The organism is Pseudomonas sp. NFACC32-1 (assembly GCF_900101215.1).
Classification (GTDB): Bacteria; Pseudomonadota; Gammaproteobacteria; order Pseudomonadales; family Pseudomonadaceae; genus Aquipseudomonas.
On record NZ_FMUL01000002.1, the window covers coordinates 250201 to 268891 of the forward strand.

General features: G+C 62.5%; 21 protein-coding genes. 11 read left to right on the forward strand and 10 right to left on the reverse strand.

Features of this window, described 5'->3' with window-relative positions:
• Window positions 1-4 precede the first annotated feature (4 nt).
• Genes BLP99_RS04990 through BLP99_RS05005 form a run of 4 tightly spaced genes read left to right on the forward strand, consistent with a single transcriptional unit; the run spans window position 5 to window position 2570 of the window.
• Window positions 5-439 carry a DUF4426 domain-containing protein gene (locus tag BLP99_RS04990; RefSeq protein WP_092179864.1) on the forward strand — a complete coding sequence of 145 codons (435 nt, stop codon included), beginning with the start codon at window positions 5-7 and terminating at the stop codon, window positions 437-439.
• Window positions 436-1032 carry an RdgB/HAM1 family non-canonical purine NTP pyrophosphatase gene (gene rdgB, locus BLP99_RS04995; RefSeq protein ID WP_072390234.1) on the forward strand — a complete coding sequence of 199 codons (597 nt, stop codon included), beginning with the start codon at window positions 436-438 and terminating at the stop codon, window positions 1030-1032. The genes BLP99_RS04990 and rdgB overlap by 4 nt, the downstream gene beginning before the upstream one ends.
• A complete protein-coding gene (gene hemW, locus BLP99_RS05000; protein WP_072390237.1) occupies window positions 1029-2228 on the forward strand; it encodes a radical SAM family heme chaperone HemW in 1200 nt (399 codons plus the stop codon). Before rdgB ends, hemW begins: the two co-directional genes overlap by 4 nt.
• Before the next feature lie 18 nt (window positions 2229-2246).
• Window positions 2247-2570, forward strand: coding sequence for a DUF3392 domain-containing protein (locus BLP99_RS05005; RefSeq protein WP_072390240.1), 324 nt, complete (start codon window positions 2247-2249; stop codon window positions 2568-2570).
• A gap of 139 nt (window positions 2571-2709) precedes the next feature.
• Here BLP99_RS05005 and trmB read toward each other — a convergent pair whose 3' ends face one another.
• The 4 genes from trmB to BLP99_RS05025 all read right to left on the reverse strand — a co-directional run bounded on the left by trmB (window position 2710) and on the right by BLP99_RS05025 (window position 4992).
• Window positions 2710-3435 carry a tRNA (guanosine(46)-N7)-methyltransferase TrmB gene (gene trmB, locus BLP99_RS05010; protein WP_072390243.1) on the reverse strand — a complete coding sequence of 242 codons (726 nt, stop codon included), beginning with the start codon at window positions 3433-3435 and terminating at the stop codon, window positions 2710-2712.
• A gap of 9 nt (window positions 3436-3444) precedes the next feature.
• Window positions 3445-4239 carry a thiazole synthase gene (locus BLP99_RS05015; protein WP_053148263.1) on the reverse strand — a complete coding sequence of 265 codons (795 nt, stop codon included), beginning with the start codon at window positions 4237-4239 and terminating at the stop codon, window positions 3445-3447.
• 90 nt (window positions 4240-4329) lie between these two features.
• Window positions 4330-4530, reverse strand: a complete 201-nt coding sequence (gene thiS / locus BLP99_RS05020) for a sulfur carrier protein ThiS (RefSeq protein ID WP_072390871.1) — start codon at window positions 4528-4530, stop codon at window positions 4330-4332.
• A 90-nt stretch (window positions 4531-4620) separates the two neighbouring features.
• Entirely contained in the window at window positions 4621-4992 is a 372-nt protein-coding gene (locus tag BLP99_RS05025) for a DUF423 domain-containing protein (protein WP_072390248.1), read from the reverse strand.
• Window positions 4993-5065: 73 nt separating this feature from the next.
• On the opposite strand from BLP99_RS05025, the gene mtgA reads away from it, so the two are divergent.
• A complete protein-coding gene (gene mtgA / locus BLP99_RS05030) occupies window positions 5066-5788 on the forward strand; it encodes a monofunctional biosynthetic peptidoglycan transglycosylase (protein WP_072390251.1) in 723 nt (240 codons plus the stop codon).
• Between the two features lie 195 nt (window positions 5789-5983).
• On the opposite strand, the gene rpoH is transcribed toward mtgA, so the two are convergent.
• The 4 genes from rpoH to ftsY form a co-directional block, all read right to left on the reverse strand.
• Window positions 5984-6838 (reverse strand): RNA polymerase sigma factor RpoH, encoded by an 855-nt coding sequence (gene rpoH, locus BLP99_RS05035; RefSeq protein WP_072390254.1) that lies wholly within the window; start codon window positions 6836-6838, stop codon window positions 5984-5986.
• 111 nt (window positions 6839-6949) lie between these two features.
• Entirely contained in the window at window positions 6950-7969 is a 1020-nt protein-coding gene (ftsX, locus tag BLP99_RS05040; RefSeq protein ID WP_072390257.1) for a permease-like cell division protein FtsX, read from the reverse strand.
• Window positions 7966-8637 carry a cell division ATP-binding protein FtsE gene (ftsE, locus tag BLP99_RS05045; RefSeq protein WP_053148274.1) on the reverse strand — a complete coding sequence of 224 codons (672 nt, stop codon included), beginning with the start codon at window positions 8635-8637 and terminating at the stop codon, window positions 7966-7968. Before ftsE ends, ftsX begins: the two co-directional genes overlap by 4 nt.
• Window positions 8634-10067, reverse strand: a complete 1434-nt coding sequence (ftsY, locus tag BLP99_RS05050; RefSeq protein ID WP_092179866.1) for a signal recognition particle-docking protein FtsY — start codon at window positions 10065-10067, stop codon at window positions 8634-8636. Before ftsY ends, ftsE begins: the two co-directional genes overlap by 4 nt.
• Before the next feature lie 333 nt (window positions 10068-10400).
• Here ftsY and BLP99_RS05055 point away from each other — a divergent pair, with 333 nt between their 5' ends.
• From BLP99_RS05055 to BLP99_RS05070, 4 genes are read left to right on the forward strand one after another with little or no spacing between them, the layout of a single operon-like run.
• Window positions 10401-11756: a M16 family metallopeptidase gene (locus BLP99_RS05055; protein WP_072390264.1), complete on the forward strand. Its 1356-nt coding sequence runs from the start codon at window positions 10401-10403 to the stop codon at window positions 11754-11756.
• On the forward strand, window positions 11749-13239 hold the full coding sequence (locus BLP99_RS05060; protein WP_072458568.1) for a M16 family metallopeptidase: 1491 nt from the start codon (window positions 11749-11751) through the stop codon (window positions 13237-13239). Before BLP99_RS05055 ends, BLP99_RS05060 begins: the two co-directional genes overlap by 8 nt.
• Window positions 13239-13850 (forward strand): 16S rRNA (guanine(966)-N(2))-methyltransferase RsmD, encoded by a 612-nt coding sequence (gene rsmD / locus BLP99_RS05065; protein WP_072390280.1) that lies wholly within the window; start codon window positions 13239-13241, stop codon window positions 13848-13850. The genes BLP99_RS05060 and rsmD overlap by 1 nt, the downstream gene beginning before the upstream one ends.
• A 22-nt stretch (window positions 13851-13872) precedes the next feature.
• Window positions 13873-14877: a hydrolase gene (locus tag BLP99_RS05070; protein ID WP_371128580.1), complete on the forward strand. Its 1005-nt coding sequence runs from the start codon at window positions 13873-13875 to the stop codon at window positions 14875-14877.
• Between the two features lie 54 nt (window positions 14878-14931).
• Here the strand turns inward: BLP99_RS05070 and BLP99_RS05075 are convergent, their stop codons facing one another.
• Window positions 14932-15786 carry a sulfurtransferase gene (locus BLP99_RS05075; protein WP_092179868.1) on the reverse strand — a complete coding sequence of 285 codons (855 nt, stop codon included), beginning with the start codon at window positions 15784-15786 and terminating at the stop codon, window positions 14932-14934.
• Window positions 15787-15821: 35 nt separating this feature from the next.
• On the reverse strand, window positions 15822-16493 hold the full coding sequence (locus BLP99_RS05080; RefSeq protein ID WP_072390284.1) for a TetR/AcrR family transcriptional regulator: 672 nt from the start codon (window positions 16491-16493) through the stop codon (window positions 15822-15824).
• Between the two features lie 148 nt (window positions 16494-16641).
• On the opposite strand from BLP99_RS05080, the gene BLP99_RS05085 reads away from it, so the two are divergent.
• Window positions 16642-18072, forward strand: a complete 1431-nt coding sequence (locus tag BLP99_RS05085; RefSeq protein WP_072390287.1) for a coniferyl aldehyde dehydrogenase — start codon at window positions 16642-16644, stop codon at window positions 18070-18072.
• 26 nt (window positions 18073-18098) lie between these two features.
• Window positions 18099-18632, forward strand: coding sequence for a twin-arginine translocation pathway signal protein (locus BLP99_RS05090; protein WP_072390290.1), 534 nt, complete (start codon window positions 18099-18101; stop codon window positions 18630-18632).
• Window positions 18633-18691: the final 59 nt, after the last annotated feature.

An 18691-nucleotide genomic window follows, 5' to 3' on the forward strand; every position in this document is an offset into this window, starting at 1 on the left:
CGACATGAAACGTCTAGCGTTGTTTCTCATCACCGCCTGCCTGAGCATTGGCGCCATGGCCGCCGACGCCATCAAGGCCGAACGCAAGGAAGTGTTCGGTGACATCACCGTGCACTACAACACGTTCAACTCCACCTTCCTGGCACCAGATATCGCCAAGGGCGCCGAGCTGATCCGCAGCAAGCAACAGGGTGTGATCAACGTCTCGGTACTCAAGGATGGCAAGCCCTTCATGGCCCAGGTCAGCGGCACGGTGAAAGACCTCACCAGCCAGAGCATCCCGCTGAAATTCAAGCAGGTGACCGAGCAAGGCGCGATCTACTACATCGCCCAGTATCCAGTACCCCAGCAGGAAACCCGCACCTTTGAAATCAAGGTGCGAACCGGCGACAAGATCAACACCATCAACTTCAACCAGGAACTGTTTCCGGGCCAATGATGAACCTCACCCAACTCGTACTGGCCAGCCACAACGCCGGCAAGCTCAAGGAGCTACAGGCCATGCTCGGCGACTCGGTGCACCTGCGCTCCATCGGCGAGTTCAGCCAGGTGGAACCTGAAGAAACCGGCCTGTCGTTCGTCGAGAACGCCATCCTCAAGGCCCGCAACGCCGCACGCCTCTCGGGCCTGCCGGCGCTGGCCGACGACTCCGGGCTGGCGGTGGACTTTCTCGGCGGCGCGCCGGGCATCTATTCGGCACGTTATGCCGACGGCAAGGGCGACGCGGCGAACAACGCCAAGCTGCTCGAAGCCCTCAGGGATGTACCTGAAGCCGAGCGGGGGGCGCAATTCGTCTGTGTCCTGGCGCTGGTCCGGCATGCCGATGATCCGCTGCCGATCCTGTGCGAAGGCTTGTGGCACGGGCGCATTCTCACCGAGGCCCGGGGCGAACACGGTTTCGGCTACGACCCGCTGTTCTGGGTACCGGAACGAAACTGCTCCAGCGCCGAACTGGGCCCTGCGGAAAAGAACCAGCTGAGCCACCGCGCCCGCGCCATGGTCCTTCTGCGTCAACGCCTGGGCCTGCAATGACCGATGAATCCCCCGCACCGCTGATACACGGCGGTGCACAAGCGCCCAGGGCGCCGCTGCCGGTGCTGCCGCCCCTGGCGCTGTACGTCCACATCCCGTGGTGCGTGCGCAAATGCCCGTATTGTGATTTCAACTCCCACGCCGCCAGTGCGCAGTTGCCCGAAGAAGAATATGTCGACGCCCTGCTGGCCGACCTCGACCAGGACCTGCACGCGGTATACGGGCGGCCACTGAGCTCGATCTTCTTTGGCGGCGGCACCCCGAGCCTGTTCAGCGCCAGGGCCCTGGGCCGGCTGCTCGAAGGCGTGGCGGCGCGGATTGCCTTCGCCCCCGACATCGAAATCACCCTGGAAGCCAACCCCGGCACCTTCGAACAAGAGAAATTCGTCGCATACCGTGCCCTGGGCATCAATCGCCTGTCCATCGGCGTCCAGAGCTTCCAGCAGGCCAAGCTCGAGGCGCTGGGGCGGATCCACAACGGTGACGAAGCGGTGCGCGCCGCCGGCATGGCCCGCCAGGCCGGGTTCGACAACTTCAACCTGGACCTCATGCATGGCCTGCCCGACCAGTCCCTCGACGACGCCTTGGGCGACTTGCGCCAGGCCATCGCTCTGAAGCCCACCCACCTGTCCTGGTACCAGCTGACGCTGGAGCCGAACACGGTGTTCTGGAACCAGCCGCCAACCCTGCCGGAAGACGATACCCTGTGGGACATCCAGGAGGCAGGGCAGGCATTGCTGGCCGAGCATGGCTATGCCCAATACGAAGTCTCGGCCTACGCCCAGCCTGGCCGGGCAGCGCGACACAACCTCAATTACTGGAGCTTCGGCGATTTCATCGGCATCGGCGCCGGCGCCCATGGCAAGCTCAGCCATCCGGACGGGCGTATCGTGCGCACCTGGAAGACCCGCCTGCCCAAGGACTATCTCAACCCGGCCAAGCGCTTCCTGGCCGGCGAAAAAGCCTTGCCCAACGAAGAGCTGCCTTTCGAGTTCCTGATGAACGCCCTGCGCCTGACCGAAGGCGTGGACGCGCGGCTGTACCCGGAGCGGACAGGGCTGCCCCTGCAAAGCCTGGCCGAAGGCCGGCGCGAGGCCGAACAAAGCGGGTTGTTGCAGGTCGAACCGTCACGTCTGGCGGCCACCGAGCGCGGACAGCTGTTTCTCAATGACTTGCTGCAGAAATTTCTGAGCTGATCAACACAAGGAAATCGAATGGATCTGGTACTCGACCTGCTTGCCACCGTGTCCCGCTGGAGCCGCAGCAATCTCTCGGAGATCTCCCTGGCGCTGGTAGGCTGCCTGCTGGTGCTGTTTGGCGCGGACATCAAGGGTTGGGTCGAACAGCGCCTGGGCAGCATCGCCGGCGCCTTGCGCGTCCCGCTGATCGCCCTGCTGTGCATGATCGGCAGCGGTGCGGCCCTGATCTATGCCACTCCATGGATCGTCAAGGGATTGAGCCAGTTCAACAACTACAGCCTGGCGCCGGTTCTACTGGTGGTACTGGTGTTGATAGGCGTAGTCGCGGATCGGCGCTGATTTCGACCTGCACAAAACAAATGTGGGAGCGAGCTTGCTGGCGATGGCGGTATGACAGTCAACATTGACGTTGGATGTCATGCCCTCATCGCGAGCAAGCTCGCTCCCACAGGGGATCCCATTTCAGCAGGACTTCGTCTTACGCCACCTTCTCGAACTTCAAGTCCCAGACCCCATGCCCCAGCCGTTCGCCACGGCGTTCGAACTTGGTGATCGGTCGTTCGGCCGGGCGCGGCACATAGCGACCGTCTTCGGCCAGGTTACGGTAACCCGGGGCGACGTTCATCACCTCCAGCATGTACTCGGCGTAGGGTTCCCAGTCGGTGGCCATGTGCAGCACACCGCCAACCTTCAACTTGCTGCGCACCAGCTCGGCGAACGACGCCTGGACGATGCGGCGCTTGTGATGGCGGCTTTTGTGCCAGGGGTCGGGGAAGAACAGCATCAGCCGGTCGAGGCTGTTGTCGGCCACGCAGCGGTTCAGCACCTCGATGGCGTCGCAATCATAGACCCGCAGGTTGGTCAGCCCTTGGGTCAGCACGCCATTGAGCAGCGCACCGACACCGGGACGGTGCACTTCCACGCCGATGAAATCCTGTTCCGGCGCGGCAGCGGCCATTTCCAGCAGCGAATGGCCCATGCCGAAACCGATCTCCAGCGAGCGCGGGGCCGAGCGGCCGAACACCTGGTCAAAATCCACCGGCGCATCGGCCAGGGGCAGGACGAACAGAGGGGCGCCCTGTTCCAGGCCGCGTTGCTGGCCTTCGGTCATGCGCCCGGCGCGCATCACGAAACTCTTGATACGGCGGTGTTGGCGTTCTTCGCCTTCTTCCGGCAGGACAGGCGTGTCGTTCGATTCAGTCATCAATGGCTCTTACTTGATCAGACCATCCAGCGGCGAGGAGGCGCTGGCGTAAAGTTTCTTCGGCATGCGGCCGGCCAGGTAAGCCAGGCGACCGGCAACGATGGCGTGCTTCATGGCTTCGGCCATCAGGACCGGCTGCTGGGCATGGGCGATGGCGGAGTTCATCAGCACCGCTTCGCAACCCAGTTCCATGGCGATAGTGGCATCCGAAGCGGTACCGACACCGGCATCCACCAGCACCGGGATCCTGGCTTCTTCGAGGATGATCTGCAGGTTGTATGGGTTGCAGATGCCCAGCCCCGTACCGATCAGGCCAGCCAGCGGCATGACCGCGATGCAGCCGATTTCCGCCAGTTGACGAGCAATGATCGGGTCATCGCTGGTGTACACCATCACGTCGAAACCTTCCTTGACCAGGGTTTCGGCGGCCTTGAGGGTCTCGATCACGTTGGGGAACAGGGTTTTCTGGTCGGCCAGCACTTCCAGCTTGACCAGGTTGTGCCCGTCGAGCAGCTCACGGGCCAGGCGGCAGGTGCGCACGGCCTCGACGGCGTCGAAGCAGCCGGCGGTGTTGGGCAGGATGGTGTAGCGGTCCGGCGGCAGGATATCCAGCAGGTTCGGTTCGCCCGGGTTCTGGCCGATGTTGGTCCGGCGCACGGCGACGGTGACGATTTCGGCGCCCGATGCTTCGATGGCCAGGCGGGTCTCTTCCATGTCGCGGTATTTGCCGGTGCCTACCAGCAAGCGCGACTGGTAGGTACGACCGGCCAGGACGAAGGGCTTGTCGCTACGAACGATGCTCATGGGAAATCCTCTGTTGGGGTGAGGTTCTTGCGAAATTTGACTGACCAGACGCCGTGAAACGCCGCGAACGGATTTGCACGCTGCCTGGTGCTAGCCGCCGCCGATGGCGTGGACGACTTCGACCTGGTCACCCTCGTTGAGGGTCGTGTCGGCATGCTGGCTGCGCGGGACGATATCCAGGTTGAGTTCCACCGCGACGCGACGCCCGGCAAGATCCAGGCGGGTCAGCAGGGCCGCAACGGTTTCACCGTCGGGCAATTCAAAGGGTTCGCCGTTCAACTGAATGCGCATGCCGGATGCCGTCATCATTTTTAGGGGCTGGCATTCTAGCCCGATCAGTCTGGGCGACCCAAGCCATTCGTCATGAAATGGACCGGGCGGTCAGCCCAGCCGCCAGGCGGCCAGCCCCAGACACAGCCAGCCGATCAGGAACGCCACGCCGCCGAACGGCGTGATGATGCCCAGCTTGCTGATGCCGGTGAGGGTCAGCAGATACAGACTGCCGGAGAACAGCAGGATACCGACCACGAATGACACGCCAGCCCAGGTCACGACGCGACCGGGAATATGCGTGGCCAGCAACGCAACGCCCAGCAATGCAAGGGTGTGCACCAATTGGTAGGTGACACCGGTGTGGAAGATCGCCAGGTAATCGGCGCTCAGGCGATTCTTCAGGCCGTGGGCGGCAAACGCCCCCAGCGCCACGCCGGTGAAGCCGAAAAAGGCGGCCAGCATCAGAAAGCTACGCAGCATGAGAACTCCAGTCAGACTCGGTGGGCAGGGTCTGTATAATGGCCCGCTCGACCGGTTCGGCCAAGCCATCCCTATGCTGCGTTCATTCTTTCGACGATTCCTTAAAGCCCTGCTCTGGTTCGCCATCGGCAGCGTCGTGCTGGTGCTGCTGTTTCGGGTAGTGCCTCCACCGTTCACGGCGCTGATGATCGAGCGCAAGATCGAATCCTGGTTTGGCGGCGAACCGATCGACCTGCAACGCACCTGGCAGCCTTGGGACCGGATCTCCGACAGCCTCAAGCTGGCGGTCATCGCCGGCGAAGACCAGAAATTCCCGGAGCATTGGGGTTTCGACATCAGCGCGATCCAGGCAGCGTTTGCTCATAATGGACGCGGCGGCTCGATTCGCGGCGCCAGCACCCTCTCCCAGCAAGTGTCCAAGAACCTGTTCCTGTGGTCGGGCCGCAGTTGGCTGCGCAAAGGGCTCGAAGCCTGGTTCACGGCATTGATCGAGGTGTTCTGGCCCAAACAGCGGATCCTCGAGGTGTACCTCAACAGTGTCGAGTGGGATGACGGTGTGTTCGGGGCCGAAGCGGCGGCGCGGCATCACTTCCGCACTGGCGCGCAATCCTTGTCCCGGCAACAGGCCAGCCTGCTGGCGGCGGTACTGCCCAATCCGAGGGCATGGAGCGCCAGCCGACCGAGCCCCTATGTGTTGCGGCGAGCGAGCTGGATTCGCCAGCAGATGAACCAGTTGGGAGGCGACAGTTATTTGTTGGGGCTCAATGATTCGCGGCGAGCGCCTTGGGCGCAGTAACCCACGCACTGTCCCTGTGGGGGGGGCGAGCTTGCTCGCGATGACGGTTCGACAGCCTACACCGATGTTGAATGCAATGGCCTCATCGCGAGCAAGCTCGCTCCCACAGGATCAGCAGTGAATTCAAATTATCGCCCCGAACAAAAACGCCCCGATCATCACTGATCGGGGCGTTTTTTTGGCCGCAGCTGCAGATCAAGCCGCGATCGACACCTTGAGCTTGTTCATCGCGCTCTTCTCGAGCTGGCGGATCCGCTCGGCCGACACGTTGTACTTCTGCGCCAGGTCGTGCAGCGTGGCTTTTTCCTCGGCCAGCCAACGCTGGTAGAGGATGTCACGGCTGCGCTCGTCCAGCACTTCCAGGGCTTCGTGCAGGTTGGTGTTGGAGTTGTCGCTCCAGTCGGCGTCTTCCAGTTGACGCGCCGGGTCATACCGGTGGTCTTCCAGATAGTTGGCCGGCGACTGGAAGGCACTGTCGTCGTCCGCTTCGGCAGCCGGGTCGAAGGCCATGTCCTGTCCGGTCAGCCGGCTTTCCATCTCGCGCACTTCCCTGGGCTCGACACCCAGGCTCTCGGCGACGCGATGGACCTCCTCGTTGTTCAGCCAGGCCAGGCGTTTCTTCTGGCTGCGCAAGTTGAAGAACAGCTTGCGCTGGGCCTTGGTGGTCGCCACTTTCACGATGCGCCAGTTGCGCAGGATGAACTCGTGGATTTCCGCCTTGATCCAGTGAACCGCGAACGACACCAGGCGCACGCCCATCTCAGGGTTGAAGCGCTTGACCGCTTTCATCAGGCCGACGTTGCCTTCCTGGATCAGATCCGCCTGGGCCAGCCCGTAGCCGGAATAGCTGCGGGCGATATGTACGACAAAACGCAGGTGGGCGAGCACCATTTGCCGAGCCGCCTCAAGATCCTGCTCATAGTAGAGACTCTCGGCCAGTTCACGCTCCTGCTCGGGCGTCAGCAAGGGAATGCTGTTCACCGTGTGCACATAGGCCTCCAGGTTCGCACCCGGGACCAGAGCATAAGCAGGTTGCAAAGAAGTGGTCATACGAAAAAACCTCCGACTCACATAACTCGTGCAGTTCAGCACTGCGAAAATTGACCGGGAACCGTAGGACAAGTTCCCACAAAAACTGAAAGGTCAATACGCGCAAAAACACTATTTTGGCGCAAGCTCACGCAAGTGGCGTGCGACCGCAATCCATGCACCGATATAACCCAACAGCACCGCGCCAAGCAAGAGCGACAGACCGTCGGCGACTGGCACTCCGGCCAGCGCGAAATCACTGCCGTACAAACCGGCCAGTCCCACTACCGCATCGTTCAGCCAGTCCAGGCCGAACGCCAATACTCCCCAGGACAGAATCCCGGCGCCGAAGCCATATAGCGCGCCCATGTACAGGAAGGGCCTGCGTACATAACTGTCCGTACCGCCGACGAGTTTAATCACTTCTATCTCGGTGCGGCGGTTTTCAATATGAAGACGAATGGTATTGCCTATCACCAAAAGTAATGCAGAAACCAGAAGCACCGTCAGACCGAAGACAAACCGGTCGCCGAGCTTGAGTATCGCCGCAAGACGCTCGACCCAGACTAGATCAAGTTGCGCCTGTTGTACCTTCGGCAATTCGGAAAGTCTTTGTCTTAATGCTTCAAGGGTCGGTTTATCGACCTCTTTCGGCGTCACCAGCACCACACCCGGCAACGGGTTTTCCGGCAGTTCCCTGAGGGCTTCGCCCAGGCCGGACTGCTGCTGGAACTCTTCCAGTGCCTGTTCGCGGCCGATGTACTCGGCATCGGCGACCCCCGGCATGACCTTGATCTGTTCGCGCAACGCCTCGCCCTCGGCCGGCGTCGCCTCCAGTTGAAGGTAGAGGGAAATCTGCGCCGCGCGCTGCCAGGAGCCTCCGAGACGCTCCACGTTGCTCAGCAATAACGACAGGCCCATGGGCAAGCTCAGGGCGACGGCCATGACCATGCAGGTAAAGAAACTACCGATTGGCTGCTTGCCCAGGCGCCGCAGGCTGTCGAGCAGGCTGGCGCGGTGACTCTCGATCCAGGCATGCAGCAGCGTGGCGAAATCCGGACCGTCGTCATCGTGTTTTTTCTTTTGCGGCGCAGGCTCGGAGGCTTTTGGTGCCACGCGCTCGGCCACTTTGGGGCTGCGGGTCGCACTCATACGCCAGCCTCCCCGTCACCGATCAGGCGGCCACGCTGCAAGGTGAGCATGCGGTGGCGCATGCGCGCAATCAGAGCCAGGTCGTGACTGGCAATCAGCACACTGGTGCCCAAACGGTTGATATCTTCGAATACGCCCATGATTTCCGCCGCCAGTCGCGGGTCGAGGTTACCGGTGGGTTCGTCCGCCAGCAGCAACGCCGGACGGTGAACGATGGCGCGGGCAATGCCGACGCGCTGTTGCTGGCCGGTGGACAGGTCGCCGGGATACAACTCGGCCTTGTCCGACAGGGCCACGCGCTCCAGGGCCGAATCCACGCGCTTGCTGATTTCGGCCTTGGACAGGCCCAGGATCTGCAACGGCAACGCAACGTTGTTGAATACAGTGCGATCGAACAGCAACTGGTGGTTCTGGAATACCACGCCGATCTGCCGCCGCAGGAACGGAATCTGGGCATTGCTGATGGTGCTCAGGTCCTGGCCGGCCAGCAACAACTTGCCGCTGGTGGGCCGCTCCATCGCCAGCAACAGGCGCAGCAGGGTACTTTTACCGGCGCCGGAATGGCCGGTGACAAACAGAAACTCGCCTCGACGTACCCGAAAGCTCAGCTCATGCAGGCCGACGTGACCGTTCGGATAGCGTTTACCGACCTGTTCGAAACGAATCATGAATGCTCCCGCTCGGCAAACAGCGCCTGGACAAAGGGCTCGGCTTCAAAGGTGCGCAAGTCATCGATGCCTTCACCCACGCCGATGTAGCGGATGGGCAAGCCGAACTGCTTGGCCAGGGCAAAGATCACCCCGCCCTTGGCGGTGCCGTCCAGCTTGGTCAGCGCCAGCCCGGTCAGCTCGACGGTCTGGTTGAACTGCCTGGCCTGGCTGATTGCGTTCTGGCCAGTACCGGCGTCCAGTACCAGCAGCACTTCATGGGGCGCGTCGGCATCGAGCTTGCCGATCACCCGGCGAACCTTCTTCAATTCTTCCATCAGATTGTCTTTGGTGTGCAGGCGACCGGCGGTGTCGGCGATCAGTACATCGATGCCACGAGCCTTGGCGGCCTGCACGGCATCGAAGATCACCGAAGCGGAATCGGCACCGGTGTGCTGGGCAATCACCGGGATCCCGTTGCGTTCGCCCCAGACCTGCAGCTGTTCGACCGCAGCGGCGCGGAAGGTATCGCCGGCGGCGAGCATTACCTTCTTGCCCTCCAGCTGCAGCTTCTTGGCCAGCTTGCCGATGGTGGTGGTCTTGCCGGCGCCGTTGACGCCCACCACCAGGATCACGAACGGCTTGTTCTGCGAAGCGATCACCAGCGGCTGTTCCACCGGTTTGAGCAGGTTGGCCAGCTCGCCTTGCAAGGACTTGTACAACGCGTCGGCATCGGTCAACTGCTTGCGGGCGACCTTCTGGGTCAGGCTCTGGATGATCACCGACGTCGCCTCGACGCCCACGTCGGCGGTCAACAGGCGGGTCTCGATATCGTCCAGCAAATCGTCATCGATGACCTTCTTGCCCAGGAACAGGCTGGCCATGCCTTCGCCGATACTGGCGCTGGTCTTGGACAGGCCTTGCTTGAGGCGGGCGAAAAAGCCGACCTTGCTCTGCTCGGTGACGGGTGCCGGCTCGACGAGAACCGGCGCTTCAGCCGGAGCGGGTACCGGCTCAGGAACAGGCTGGGCGACAGCGGGCGCTGGGGCGACTACAGCAACCTCGGCAACTTCGGGAACCGGTGCCACGACCGGGGTCGCGGCGACTGGCGCGGGGATCGGCGGCGTGACGTGCGGAGCCTGTACATCCTCCACCAGCCCTACCGGCTCTTCGGCCACCGGCAAGGTCAACCAGGGGGTTTGTCCGGCAGGTGGCGCCAGTGGCTGCTCGGCCACCGGCTCGGCGACGGGCTCAGGCTCGACCGGTTGCAGTACCGGCTCGGCCAATGGCAGAACAATGGGCGCGGCTTCCTCGGCCACGGCTTCGGCGGCAGGCTCGGGTTGTGGCTGTTCGACGACGGTTTCCTGCGGCTTCTTGCGCAGCCATCCGAACAGGCCTTTTTTCTCGCCAGCCGCAGCTGGGGTCTTCTTGTCGTCGTTGGAACCAAACATGGAGGACGGCTATCTCACGGTAGCGACGCGCCACGAGGGCGCCTCGGTGATAAATATTCGATGCTGAACAGACTGTGTTTCATCCAGCTTGTTCACGCGCAACATTTTGTCCAAGTGTTCCCGGAACACCTCGACCTTGATTTTTTCGAAGGACTGGCAAGGCATCGTCGGCGAAAACGCCGCGATCAACGATCAAACCCGACACTTCGCCGGTACGTCCACCCGACAAAAGGCCCGATAGGCGTGGCCGCCAGTAAAACGGACCAGTATCCTAGCACCCTCTCGCCCGCCGACGCTAAGACATGGCGGGCAACCCAACAGGTTTAAACACGAATGAATGCTCTCGCCCGCCGCGCCGCAGGCCTGCTGCTCAGCGCAGTCTGCCTGCCCTTTTCAGCCTTGGCTGCCGATCCACAACCCACTCATGAATTCATGCTCGACAACGGCCTCAAGGTCGTGGTGCGCGAAGATCACCGGGCTCCGGTGGTGGTGTCCCAGGTCTGGTACAAGGTCGGCTCCAGTTACGAGACACCGGGCCAGACCGGCCTGTCCCATGCACTGGAACACATGATGTTCAAAGGCAGCGAAAAAGTCGGCCCGGGCGAAGCCTCCCTGATCCTGCGGGACCTGGGCGCCGAAGAGAACGCCTTCACCAGCGACGACTTCACCGCGTACTACCAGGTGTTGGCCCGGGACCGCCTGGGCGTGGCCTTCGAGCTGGAAGCCGACCGCATGGCCAGCCTGCGCCTGCCACCGGAGGAGTTCAGCCGCGAGATCGAGGTCATCAAGGAAGAACGTCGCATGCGCACCGACGACAAGCCGATGTCGAAGGCTTATGAGCGCTTCAAGGCCATGGCTTACCCGGCCAGCGGCTACCACACGCCGACCATCGGCTGGATGGCCGATCTGGACCGGATGAAGGTCGAGGAACTGCGACACTGGTACCGATCCTGGTACGCCCCGAACAACGCGACCCTGGTGGTGGTCGGCGACGTGACACCGGATGAGGTCAAGTCACTGGCCCAGCGTTATTTCGGCCCGATTGCACGACGCGACGTCCCTGTGGCGAAAATCCCCCTGGAGCTGGGCGAACCCGGCGAGCGCCAGATCACCCTGCATGTGCAGACCCAACTGCCCAGCGTGATGATGGCCTTCAATGTGCCCAGCATCGCCACCGCGACGGACAAACGTTCGGTCAATGCGTTGCGTCTGATCTCGGCCCTGTTGGACGGCGGCTACAGCGGTCGGATCCCGACCCAACTGGAGCGCGGCGAGGAGCTGGTGTCCGGAGGCTCGTCGAGCTACGACGCCTACACCCGGGGCGACACGCTGTTCACCCTGTCGGCCACACCCAATACCCAGAAGAACAAGACCCTGGCCCAGGCCGAAGCGGGTCTGTGGCGCTTGCTTGAACAACTGAAAACCACCGCGCCGACCGCCGACGAACTGGAGCGCGTCCGTGCCCAGGTCATCGCCGGCCTGGTGTATGAGCGCGACTCGATCACCAGCCAGGCGACCGCCATCGGCCAGCTGGAAACCGTCGGCCTGTCCTGGAAGCTGATGGACACCGAACTTGCCGAACTGCAAAGCGTGACCCCGCAAGATATCCAGAAGGCAGCCCAGCTGTATTTCACCCGCTCGCGCCTGAGCGTCGCGCACGTCCTGCCCGAGGAGAAAGCTCATGAGTGAGCGCAAACCATCCCGCCTGCTGCTGATCGGCCTGGTGTCGATCGCCCTGGTCGGCGCCCTGGCCTTTTATCTGTCACCATCGAGCAGTACGGACGCCAGCCAGGCATTGGACAAGGCCAGGTCCGGTAACAAACTGCAATCGCTGTCCGAACTCGATGACAAGGCACCCAGCCGCCGTCAGCTTGACGTACAGACCTGGAAAACCGCCGACGGTGCCAAGGTATTGTTCGTCGAAGCCCGGGAATTGCCGATGTTCGACCTGCGCGTGACGTTCGCTGCCGGCAGCAGCCAGGATGGCGATGCGCCTGGCCTGGCGACGCTGACCAACGCCATGCTCAACGAAGGCGTGGCCGGCAAGGATGTCAGTGCCATTGCCCAAGGCTTCGAAAGCCTGGGCGCGGACTTCGGCAATGGCGCCCACCGGGACATGGCCCTGGTGTCGCTGCGCAGTCTCAGTGCGCTGGACAAGCGAGAGCCGGCGCTGAAGCTGTTCGCCGAAGTCGTCGGCAAACCGACCTTCCCCGCCGACTCTTTCGAACGCATCAAGAACCAACTGCTGGCCGGCTTCGAGTATCAGAAACAGAATCCGGGCAAACTGGCGGGCCTGGAACTGATGAAACGACTCTATGGCGATCATCCATATGCCCATTCCAGCGATGGCACCGCCCAAAGCATTCCTTCCATCACCCTGGCCCAGGCCCGCGCCTTTCACGCCAGGGCCTATGCAGCCGGCAACGCGGTGATCGCCCTGGTGGGGGACCTGTCCCGCGCCGAGGCCGAGGCGATTGCCAACCAGGTGTCCGCCGCATTGCCCAAGGGCCTGGCCCTGGCGAAAACGCCGCCACCGGTGGAGCCGAAAGCGAGCCTCGGGCACATCGAATTTCCGTCCAAGCAAACCAACCTGATGCTGGCGCAACTGGGCATCGACCGGGACGATCCGGACTTCGCGGCCGTGTCCCTGGGCAACCAGATCCTTGGTGGCGGCGGTTTCGGCACCCGGTTGATGACTGAGGTCCGGGAAAAGCGCGGCCTGACCTATGGCGTGTATTCCGGTTTTACTCCCATGCAGACTCGCGGTCCGTTCATGATCAACCTGCAGACCCGTGCCGAGATGAGCGAAGGTACGCTGAAACTGGTGCAGGACGTGTTCGCCGACTACCTCAGGAACGGCCCGACGCAGAAAGAACTCGACGATGCCAAGCGCGAGCTGGCCGGCAGTTTTCCGCTGTCTACCGCCAGCAACGAGGATATCGTCGGTCAGCTCGGCGCCATGGGCTTCTATGACTTGCCATTGAGTTACCTCGAGGACTTCATGCGCCAGACCCAGGCGTTGACGGTCGAAGAGGTCAAGGCCGCGTTGAACAGACACCTGAGCATCGACAAAATGGTCATCGTCACCGCCGGCCCGACCGTGCCGCAAAAGCCGCTGCCAGCCCCCACTGACAAACCCGCCGAGCAGCCGCTCGGGGTTCCGGAGCACTAATGGCCCGCCCATCGAATTCCAGCAAGAAACCCGTTCATAACGGGATCAACCAGCTACGCATCATCGGCGGCGAGTGGCGCAGCCGCCGCTTGAGCTTTCCCGACGCGCCAGGCTTGCGCCCGACGCCGGACCGGGTACGCGAAACCCTGTTCAACTGGCTGGCACCCTATGTGCCGGGAGCCCGGGTGCTCGATCCGTTCGCCGGCAGCGGCGCCTTGTTCCTCGAAGCGCTGTCCCGTGGCGCGGCCATGGGCCAGGCGCTGGACGCCAGCAGCCTGGCCGTCTCCAGCCTCAAGGAACACCTGGGCACCCTGCGCTGCACCGTCGGCCAGGTGCAGACGGCCGATGCATTGCGTTACCTGGAGAGCCAACCGGCCACGCCATTCGACCTGGTATTCCTCGATCCGCCGTTCAACCAGAACCTGCTGCCGAGCGTGTGTGCCCTGCTCGAAGAACGCCAATGGCTGGCCGAGGATGCCTGGGTCTACACTGAAAGCGAGACCGCCCCTTCAACCCTGGGCTTACCAGCCAACTGGCGCTTGCATCGCGAACAGAAGTCCGGACGGGTGTTTTACGCATTGTGGCAACGTATGGCAGCCGCCGTTGGCTGAACGGCTGGCCCGTGTATCGAGAATGATCGTGTCCGCCGCATCCGAACGTTTCATGCCCGCCCGGGGCCTGGGCAATCCGCACTTGCAGACCTTGTGGGGACCACTATGGCGCAAGAGCGTCCCCATCCAGCGCGAGCGCGAACGCCTTTGGCTCGAGGACGGCGATTTTCTCGACCTGGACTGGCATGGCCCCCACAGTGCCGAGGCACCCTTGGTGCTGGTACTTCACGGGCTGACCGGCTCCTCCAATTCGCCTTATGTAGCCGGCTTGCAACACGCTCTCGGCCAACAGGGATGGGCCAGTGTCGCGCTGAACTGGCGCGGCTGCTCGGGGGAACCGAACCTGCTGCCCCGCAGTTATCATTCCGGTGTCAGCGAAGACCTGGCCGCCGCCATCACCCACTTGCGAACCCGACGTCCCCTGGCGCCCCTCTTCGCGGTAGGCTACTCCCTGGGCGGCAACGTACTGCTCAAGCATCTGGGGGAAACCGGCAACGACAGCCAGTTGCTGGGAGCGGTGGCGGTTTCGGTGCCGTTTCGCCTTGACCAGTGCGCAGACCGCATCGGCCAGGGGTTCTCCAGGTTTTACCAGGCGCATTTCATGCGTGAAATGGTGGCCTATGTGCGCAACAAGGAACGCCGCTTCAAGCACGACGGACATCATGAGGGGCTGGCGGCCCTGTCGGCGCTGGGCCCGTTGGAAAACATGCGCACCTTCTGGGATTTTGACGGACGGGTGACGGCACCACTGCATGGTTTTTCCGACGCCTCCGATTATTACCGTCGTGCTTCCAGTCGCTATTTCCTGGGCGGGATTCGTACGCGAACCCTGGTGATCCAGGCCGCCGACGATCCCTTCGTATTTCCCCACAGCCTGCCCGAGCCCGGCGAGCTGTCAGCTTCCACCCGCCTTGAACTGCACGCCCAGGGCGGACACGTAGGGTTCGTCGACGGAACCTTGCGGCGTCCCGGATACTATCTGGAACGACGCATTCCTCATTGGCTGGCGAGTCTGGGCCAGACATGATCCGTCGCGGCCCGGGCCCTCTGCCGATTCCCTTTCAATCTTGCGGCAGGCGAGTCACTCGCCCTTGGCCACGCCTCGCTGCGGATCATTGATCCATTCGCTCCAGGAGCCGGCGTACAACCTGCCCAACGGATAACCCGCCAGGCACAAGGCGAACAGGTTGTGGCACGCCGTTACGCCGGAGCCACAGTAGGCCACCAGCCCGGCGGGCGATCGCTCGCCCAGTTGATCGGCGAAACGCTGCTTGAGCCGACCGGCGGGCAGGAAACGTCCCTGCGCGTCCAGGTTGCAGGTGAACGCAGCACACTGAGCCCCCGGGATATGGCCGGCCACCGGGTCGATCGGCTCGACTTCGCCCTTGAATCGCGGCAAGGCCCGGGCATCCAGCAAGGTCATCTCCGGCTGGCCCAGGCGTTTTTCCAGCTCTTGGGCGCCAAGCAGCAAGGTCATATCCGGCGAACCGCTGAAGGATCCGCGTCCCGCTGCCGGTGGATCGAGGCTCAAGGGCAGACCGGCGGCATGCCAGGCCTTGAGCCCGCCGTCGAGGATGTAGAGACCATCGCGCTTGCCCAGCCAGACCAGCAGCCACCAGGCCCGGGCGGCATAGGCTCCGGGGCCATCGTCATACAGCACGATGTCGCTGTCATGATCGATGCCCCAGGCCCGGAAGCGCTCGATCAAGGCTTCAGGCTCCGGCAATGGATGGCGCCCGGTCATACCCTTGATCACCGGCCCGCTCAGGTCCCGTTCGAGGTCCGCGAACGAAGCCCCGGCGATATGCCCCTCCGCGTAACTACGTTGGCCGTAATCGGGGTCTTCCAGGGCAAAGCGGCAATCGAGGATCACCAGCCCGGGCTGCGACCTCCTCTGCTCCAGGGCTTGAGGGCTGATGACTTGCGCGATGGGCATGCTGAAGCTCCTATGGCTGAATCGAGGTCCGAATCCTACTGCCCTTCCTCCAGGGTCTGGGCCAGCGGGACGTAATACTCTTTGAACAGTGCATCCACCGCCTCACGCGCCTCGTCGGTCACGAAGCCGGCCTCCAGCACCAGCACCTGGTATACCCCGCGCTTGATGGCCTGCTCGCTCAAATGACTGGAATTTTCCCTCGTGGTGCACAGAAATCGCACCCAGGACGTCAGGATGATCCAGGCGTTGAGGGTCAGGGATTCGATCTGCACACGGTCCATCTTCAGGATGCCGGCCGCGACGAAGCCTTCGTAGATGGCGGTGCCGTGGATCAGGCAGCGCTGGGAAAAACGTCGATAACGGGCCGCGAGGTCTGGATCGCTGTCCAGCAGGTGCTCCAGGTCCCGGTGCAGGAAACGATAGCTCCACATCGCCGACAGCAGTTCCTGCAGATAGAAACGCTTGTCTTCCACTGTGGCAGCCCGGCCCTGGGGCGGGCGCAGGAAGCTGTCCACCAGGTTTTCGTATTCACTGAACAGCACGGCGATGATCGCCTGCTTGTTGGGGAAGTGGTAGTACAGGTTGCCCGGGGACATGTCCATGTGGGCAGCGATATGGTTGGTGCTGACGCTGCGCTCGCCCTGCTGGTTGAACAGCTCGAGGCTGTTTTGAACGATGCGCTCGCTGGTTTTCATTCGTGGGGCCATGGCTTGGGCTTTACTTCGACGAAGGCATTGATCGGCATCTTACGATCTATCGTCTTCGGGACAAACCCATCGCAGCACCGGATGTCATTTGACTTTTTAGAGCATAAACTCTAAAAACACTCACTCCCATAATAATCAGGGCCTGCCAATGCCTGCCGACATCGCTTATCTGCACGAATCCCAACAGAACCTGGATGAGCTGCGGTCGCTCTTCGAGGCACAGCGTCGGGCCTACGTCGCCCATCCGTTGCCTCCGGCAGCCCAGCGCCGACAGTGGCTCAAGGCGCTGCGTGAGGTATTGAGCGACGAACGACAAGCCTTGATCGAAGCCATCAGCCAGGATTTCAGTCACCGCAGCGCCGATGAAACGCTACTGGCCGAGCTGATGCCGAGCCTGCATGGCATCCACTACGCCAGCCGACACCTGCCGGGATGGATGAAACCGTCAAGGCGCAAGGTAGGCATGGCTTTCCAGCCAGCTTCGGCCAAAGTGGTCTACCAGCCGCTGGGCGTGGTCGGGGTCATCGTGCCTTGGAACTATCCGTTGTTCCTGGCCATCGGACCGTTGGTCGGGGCGTTGTCGGCGGGCAATCGGGTAATGCTCAAGCTCAGCGAATCGACCCCGGCCACCGGATTGCTGCTCAAGCAGCTGCTGGCCCGTATCTTTCCCGAGGACCTGGTTTGCGTCGTGTTGGGCGAGGCCGACGTTGGTGTGGCGTTTTCCAGGTTGCCCTTCGACCACCTGCTGTTCACCGGCGCCACCAGTATCGGCAGGCACGTGATGCGGGCCGCGGCGGAGAACCTGACCCCCGTCACCCTGGAACTCGGCGGAAAATCACCGGCCATCGTGTCCACCGACGTGCCCCTGAAGGACGCCGCCGAGCGTATAGCCTTCGGCAAGATGCTCAACGCCGGGCAAACCTGTGTTGCGCCAGACTACGTACTGGTCCCGCAAAATCGAGTCGGCGGATTCGTCGAAGCGTATCGCGAAGCGGTTCGCGGGTTTTATCCGACACTGGCAGACAACCCGGACTACACCGCAATCATCAACGAACGACAACTGGCGCGGCTCAATGGCTACATCAGCGATGCCACGAGCAAGGGCGGGTTGCTGATCGAGCTGTTCGACCAGGGCCAGGGGCGACGCATGGCCCATAGCCTGTTGCTCAACGTCAGTGACGACATGACGGTCATGCAGGACGAAATCTTCGGCCCGCTGCTGCCTATCGTGCCGTATGAGACGCTTGACCAGGCACTTGCCTACGTCAACCAGCGCCCTCGCCCTTTGGCGCTCTACTATTTCGGCTACAACAAGGCCGAACACAAGCGCGTGCTCGACGAAACCCATTCCGGTGGCGTCTGCCTGAACGACACGCTGTTGCATGTGGCCCAGGATGACCTGCCATTCGGTGGCATCGGCCCCTCGGGAATGGGGCATTACCACGGGCACGAAGGTTTCCTGACGTTCAGCAAGGCCAAGGGCGTGCTGACCAAGCAGCGCTTCAACGCCGCAAAACTGATCTACCCGCCTTATGGCAAGCCGCTTCAGAAACTGATCCAGAAGCTGTTTGTCCGTTGACAGCGCCTTGCCGGATAAAAACAACAATGAACCCAAGCCTGACCGATACACCCGCGCTGTCCCGGCGCGGCCTGCTGAAATTCAGCCTCGGTGCCAGTCTCTTCCTGAGCACCGTCAGCCTGGGCGCGTGTTCACCCGGCCACCCAGGAAACGGCCTGGCGGCGCTGCGCGACAGCGACCTGCCGTTTCTGCGTGCGGTGATTCCGGTCATGCTGGAGGACGCCGTGAGCGTCGAGGCGCTCCCGACCGCCACGACCGCCACCCTGCAAAGCCTGGACACCGGCCTGGCTCATCTTTCCCCGGCCACGCTCAGGCTCGCCCGTCAGCTGTTCGACGTGCTTACGCTGGGCATTACCCGAGGGCCGCTGACCGGTGTCTGGGGTGCGTGGGAAAACGCCAGCGCCGATGAAATCCGACACTTTCTCCAGCGGTGGGAAAACAGTTCGCTGGACCTCCTGCGCCAAGGCCATTGTTCGTTGCTGCAAATGGTGATGATGGCGTGGTACAGCCGGGCCGAGGCCTGGGCGAACTGTGGCTATCCGGGCCCTCCCGCTGTCTGAAGCCACTCGAAGGCCGCGCCACGGGGACCTTCATCGCAGTTTCATGACAACAAGAGAGA

What these genes read in the sequence shown, in the direction of transcription:
- ftsX (WP_072390257.1), bottom strand. Translation starts at nt 7,969, where the DNA reads ATGAGTGCGACCCGCAGCCCCAAAGTGGCCGAGCGCGTGGCACCAAAA.
- BLP99_RS05025 (WP_072390248.1), bottom strand. Translation starts at nt 4,992, where the DNA reads ATGCTGCGTAGCTTTCTGATGCTGGCCGCCTTTTTCGGCTTCACCGGC.
- BLP99_RS05015 (WP_053148263.1), bottom strand. Translation starts at nt 4,239, where the DNA reads ATGAGCATCGTTCGTAGCGACAAGCCCTTCGTCCTGGCCGGTCGTACC.
- BLP99_RS05075 (WP_092179868.1), bottom strand. Translation starts at nt 15,786, where the DNA reads ATGCCCATCGCGCAAGTCATCAGCCCTCAAGCCCTGGAGCAGAGGAGG.
- ftsY (WP_092179866.1), bottom strand. Translation starts at nt 10,067, where the DNA reads ATGTTTGGTTCCAACGACGACAAGAAGACCCCAGCTGCGGCTGGCGAG.
- BLP99_RS05085 (WP_072390287.1), top strand. Translation starts at nt 16,642, where the DNA reads ATGCCTGCCGACATCGCTTATCTGCACGAATCCCAACAGAACCTGGAT.
- BLP99_RS05060 (WP_072458568.1), top strand. Translation starts at nt 11,749, where the DNA reads ATGAGTGAGCGCAAACCATCCCGCCTGCTGCTGATCGGCCTGGTGTCG.
- BLP99_RS05005 (WP_072390240.1), top strand. Translation starts at nt 2,247, where the DNA reads ATGGATCTGGTACTCGACCTGCTTGCCACCGTGTCCCGCTGGAGCCGC.
- ftsE (WP_053148274.1), bottom strand. Translation starts at nt 8,637, where the DNA reads ATGATTCGTTTCGAACAGGTCGGTAAACGCTATCCGAACGGTCACGTC.
- mtgA (WP_072390251.1), top strand. Translation starts at nt 5,066, where the DNA reads ATGCTGCGTTCATTCTTTCGACGATTCCTTAAAGCCCTGCTCTGGTTC.
- rsmD (WP_072390280.1), top strand. Translation starts at nt 13,239, where the DNA reads ATGGCCCGCCCATCGAATTCCAGCAAGAAACCCGTTCATAACGGGATC.
- thiS (WP_072390871.1), bottom strand. Translation starts at nt 4,530, where the DNA reads ATGCGCATTCAGTTGAACGGCGAACCCTTTGAATTGCCCGACGGTGAA.
- BLP99_RS05090 (WP_072390290.1), top strand. Translation starts at nt 18,099, where the DNA reads ATGAACCCAAGCCTGACCGATACACCCGCGCTGTCCCGGCGCGGCCTG.
- rpoH (WP_072390254.1), bottom strand. Translation starts at nt 6,838, where the DNA reads ATGACCACTTCTTTGCAACCTGCTTATGCTCTGGTCCCGGGTGCGAAC.
- hemW (WP_072390237.1), top strand. Translation starts at nt 1,029, where the DNA reads ATGACCGATGAATCCCCCGCACCGCTGATACACGGCGGTGCACAAGCG.
- rdgB (WP_072390234.1), top strand. Translation starts at nt 436, where the DNA reads ATGATGAACCTCACCCAACTCGTACTGGCCAGCCACAACGCCGGCAAG.
- BLP99_RS04990 (WP_092179864.1), top strand. Translation starts at nt 5, where the DNA reads ATGAAACGTCTAGCGTTGTTTCTCATCACCGCCTGCCTGAGCATTGGC.
- trmB (WP_072390243.1), bottom strand. Translation starts at nt 3,435, where the DNA reads ATGACTGAATCGAACGACACGCCTGTCCTGCCGGAAGAAGGCGAAGAA.
- BLP99_RS05080 (WP_072390284.1), bottom strand. Translation starts at nt 16,493, where the DNA reads ATGGCCCCACGAATGAAAACCAGCGAGCGCATCGTTCAAAACAGCCTC.
- BLP99_RS05055 (WP_072390264.1), top strand. Translation starts at nt 10,401, where the DNA reads ATGAATGCTCTCGCCCGCCGCGCCGCAGGCCTGCTGCTCAGCGCAGTC.
- BLP99_RS05070 (WP_371128580.1), top strand. Translation starts at nt 13,873, where the DNA reads ATGATCGTGTCCGCCGCATCCGAACGTTTCATGCCCGCCCGGGGCCTG.